The sequence below is a fragment of the Thermoplasmata archaeon genome, from assembly GCA_035632695.1.
GTDB lineage: Archaea > Thermoplasmatota > Thermoplasmata > RBG-16-68-12 > RBG-16-68-12 > RBG-16-68-12.
Genome location: DASQGG010000040.1, coordinates 1 through 3,590 on the forward strand (window position 1 = coordinate 1; position 3,590 = coordinate 3,590).

Annotated in this window: 4 protein-coding genes; all 4 read left to right on the top strand. The window is 67.5% G+C overall.

Features of this window, described 5'->3' with window-relative positions; genetic code table 11:
• The first annotated feature begins 67 nt into the window (after nucleotides 1-67).
• The gene (locus VEY12_03360; protein HYM39172.1) at nucleotides 68-1,252 is read left to right on the top strand and encodes a CoA transferase; all 1,185 of its coding nucleotides are present in this window, start codon (nucleotides 68-70) and stop codon (nucleotides 1,250-1,252) included.
• A gap of 59 nt (nucleotides 1,253-1,311) precedes the next feature.
• The gene (locus VEY12_03365; GenBank protein HYM39173.1) at nucleotides 1,312-1,974 is read left to right on the top strand and encodes an HAD family hydrolase; all 663 of its coding nucleotides are present in this window, start codon (nucleotides 1,312-1,314) and stop codon (nucleotides 1,972-1,974) included.
• A gap of 46 nt (nucleotides 1,975-2,020) precedes the next feature.
• Nucleotides 2,021-2,962 carry a CoA-transferase gene (locus VEY12_03370; GenBank protein ID HYM39174.1) on the top strand — a complete coding sequence of 314 codons (942 nt, stop codon included), beginning with the start codon at nucleotides 2,021-2,023 and terminating at the stop codon, nucleotides 2,960-2,962.
• A partial coding sequence (locus tag VEY12_03375; GenBank protein ID HYM39175.1) for a CoA-transferase occupies nucleotides 2,952-3,590 on the top strand: 639 nt, incomplete at its 3' end. The genes VEY12_03370 and VEY12_03375, both read left to right, overlap by 11 nt.

Sequence of the window (3,590 nt, forward strand, 5' to 3'; positions counted from 1 at the left end):
ATTGGGATTCCTACTGACGTCGGTAACCCCATATCCGACCTGGACGTACCCGGCCCGGGGTTGCCTCATGCCCGGCCTCCTTGAAGGGATCCGCGTCTTGGACGTCTCGCGCGTGCTCACCGGCCCCTACTGCTCCCTGATGCTCGCGGACCTCGGGGCCGAGGTCACGAAGGTCGAGATGCCGGGCCGGGGCGACGACACGCGTGCTTGGGGTCCGCCATTCCTCGGCGGCGAGAGCGCGTACTTCCTGTGCATCAACCGGAATAAGGAGAGTGTGACCCTGAACTTGAAGGACCCCGAAGGCCGGAAGATCGCCCTCGACCTGGCGGCGCGCTCCGACGTCTTCCTGGAGAACTTCGCCCCCGGCGTCGCCGAGCGGCTCGGCCTCGGCTACGCGGCCGTCCGGTCCGTGAACCCGCGGATCGTGTACTGCTCGATTTCCGGATACGGGCAGGACGGACCCTATCGGAACCGCCCCGCCTATGACCTGATCCTCCAGGGCCTCGGAGGACTCCAGGGAATCACCGGCGAGCCGGGGCACCCGCCCGTCCGCATCGGAGTCGCCGTCGCGGACATCGCCGGCGGCATGTTCGCCGCGTACGCGATCGCGGCGGCCCTTCTCCACCGGGAGCGGACGCGGGAGGGCGAGTACCTGGACGTCTCCCTGCTCGACTCCCAGCTCGCGTGGCTCACGTACATGGCGGCGAACTTCTTCGCCACGGGCCAGGATCCCGAGCCCGCAGGTTCGCGCCACCCCACGATCGTGCCGTACCAGGCGTTCGCAACCCGCGATGGGTTCCTCGACGTGAGCGTGGGGAACGACGACATCTTCCGTCGGTTCTGTGAAGCCCTGGGTCGCGCGGAGCTCGCCGCGGATCCGCGGTACGCGACGAACCCGAAGCGAGTGGAGAACCGAGCGACCCTGGAGCCGCTCCTCGAGTCCATCCTCCGCGGTCGGACGACGGACGCCTGGCAGTCCCTCTTCAACGAGCATGGCGTCCCCGCGGGTCCGGTCTACCGGATCAGCGACATCGCCCGGGATCCCCAGGTGGCGGCCCGGAGGATGATCTTGGAGATCCCCCATCGGACGGCGGGGAAGATCCGCCAGTTCGGTCCGCCGTTCCGGTCCACCCACGAACGCGGGGCGCCCGCACCGCCGCCGCTCCTGGGCGAGCACACGGAGGCGGTGCTTGCTTCCCTCGGCTACACGCCGAACCAGATCGCGGATCTGAGACGGAGGGCCGTGGTCTAGGCGGGGACCCGAGGGTTACCTTTAAGGTTCGGCGGTCGTCCGGTGCCTGGACCGCACTCATGCCCCTCGGCCTCCTGTTCGACATCGACGGGACCCTCATGGACACCTTGGACGCGATCGTCGCGTCCATGAACGCCGCCCTCGAAAGTTTCGCCGTGAAGCCGCTCACGACCGAGGAACTCCGCCCGCTCATCGGGATGCCCGTCTCCCGCCAGATGGACCTCCTGCGGGGCATGCAGGGTCCCGTCGTGGATCGGATCACGGACATGTACTACGAGCATTTCATGGAGCATGTCGAGCAAGGTCTGCCCCTATACCCCGGGGTCCGCGAGACGATGCCGCGCCTCGGAGATCATCCCATCAGCACGATGACGACGCGGCGCCTCTACGGCGCGCGTCGGATGCTCGAGGTGTCTGGGATTGCGTCGTGCTTCACGGCCATCGTCGGAGGCGACGAGGTCTCGCGACCCAAACCCTACCCGGATCTCCCCCTGTACTCCGCTCGGGCGCTTGGGCTGGAGCCCGGGCGGTGCGTGGTCGTCGGGGACGCCCCCGTGGACATTCTCGCGGGGCGCGCGGCGCGGATGTGGACCGTGGCCGCGACGTACGGCTACGGGAATCCCGCCGCCCTCCGCGAGGCGAAGCCTCATGCAACGATCGTGCGGTTCGCCGAACTCCCCGCGGTTCTCGAGGACCTCGGGGCGCGCGCTCCGTCACCGTAACAAACCCCACGGAACGTTCTTACCCCCGCCTCCCGTTCTCGCGGCCATGGCCGAGCCCGACGTTGCGGGCAAGCTCATGCCCCTCGCGGAAGCCGTGAAGAAGTTCATTCCGGACGGCTGCCGCCTTCGGTCCGGGGGCATCGCGGTGCGGAAGCCGTTCGCGGTGATTTATGAGATCATGCGCCAGCGGAAACGGGACCTCACGTTCTTGATGAGCGGGTGGACCGAGGACGCGGACTGGCTCATCGGCGCAGGTTGCGTGGACCGGCTCGAGGGATCCTACCTCGGCCTCGAGGCGCTCGGACTCGCGCACTGCTACCGGCGTGCGGTCGAGAAGGGCATCCCGCGGAAGATCCTGATCGAGGAGTACAGCAACTTCGGGATGACGATGCGCTTCATGGCCGCCGGCATGGGCCTTCCGTTCATGCCCGTGAAGTCCGAGCTCGGCTCCGACCTCCTCGCGGTTGAGTCGTTCCTTCACCCGAAGGCCCAGGTCCTCGAGGACCCCTTCGGAACCGGCGAGAAGGTCGCGCTCCTCCCCGCGTGCCCCGCGGACGTCGCCCTGCTGCATGCGCAGCGATGCGACGAGGAGGGGAATGCCCAAGTCTGGGGCCAGCTCGGCGACGATCTCTGGGGGACGTACGCGGGGAAGAAGGTTCTGCTGACCGTCGAGGAAATCGTCCCGACGAAGGTGATTCGTCGCGACCCCAACCGGACGATCATCCCGGGGTTCCGCGTGCACGCCATCGTTCCCTTGGCGTTCGGCGGCCACCCGTACCAGGTGCAGGGCTACTACGACACGGACCGCGCCTTCCGCAAGGACTACGCGGCGCGGAGCACGACCCTCGAGGGCTGGCAGGGTTGGGCGGACGAGTGGGTGTACGGGGTCGAGGACCATGTCGCCTACCTGAGGAAGCTCGGACCGGACAGGCTCAATGCGCTGCGGGCGAAACCCGTGATGAGCGGGAAGGTGAACTATGGCTACTGAGCCCGGTGCACCTCCACCCTACAAGCGGACGGAGCTCATGGCGATCTGCGCGGCCCGCGAAATTCGGGATGGGGAGATCGCCTTCATCGGGACGGGTCTCCCGATGCTCGGAGGCATGCTCGCGAAGCACACGCACGCCCCGAACTGCATCATGATCTTCGAGTCCGGCGTCGTCGATGCGCGGCCCAAGCGGACGCCCCTGTCCATCGGCGATGGATGCCTCGTCCCCGGGAGCGTGATGCTCTGCGGGCTCACGGAGGTCTTCGGGCTCCTGATGCAGCCCGGCTACGTGGACGTGGGCTACATCGGCGGTGCCCAGATCGACAAGTTCGGGAACCTGAACACGACCGTGATCGGCGACTACCGGGCCCCCAAGGTTCGGTTGCCGGGGTCTGGCGGCGCGAACGACATCGGTTCCCTGGCCCAGCGGACGATCATCATGATGAAACAGGACCGCCTCAAGTTCGTCCAGAAAGTGGACTACGTGACCACGCCAGGCTACATCGACGGTCCCGGAGGTCGGGAGCGCGCGGGCTTGCCCCGGGGCGGCCCCTCCTGCGTGATCTCGGACATGGGCGTGTACCGGTTCGACCCGCAGACCAAGGAGTTGTACCTCGAGTCGGTTCAT

Coding starts and splice junctions, on each gene's coding strand:
- VEY12_03370 (HYM39174.1), top strand. CDS start 2,021: ATGGCCGAGCCCGACGTTGCGGGCAAGCTCATGCCCCTCGCGGAAGCC.
- VEY12_03365 (HYM39173.1), top strand. CDS start 1,312: ATGCCCCTCGGCCTCCTGTTCGACATCGACGGGACCCTCATGGACACC.
- VEY12_03360 (HYM39172.1), top strand. CDS start 68: ATGCCCGGCCTCCTTGAAGGGATCCGCGTCTTGGACGTCTCGCGCGTG.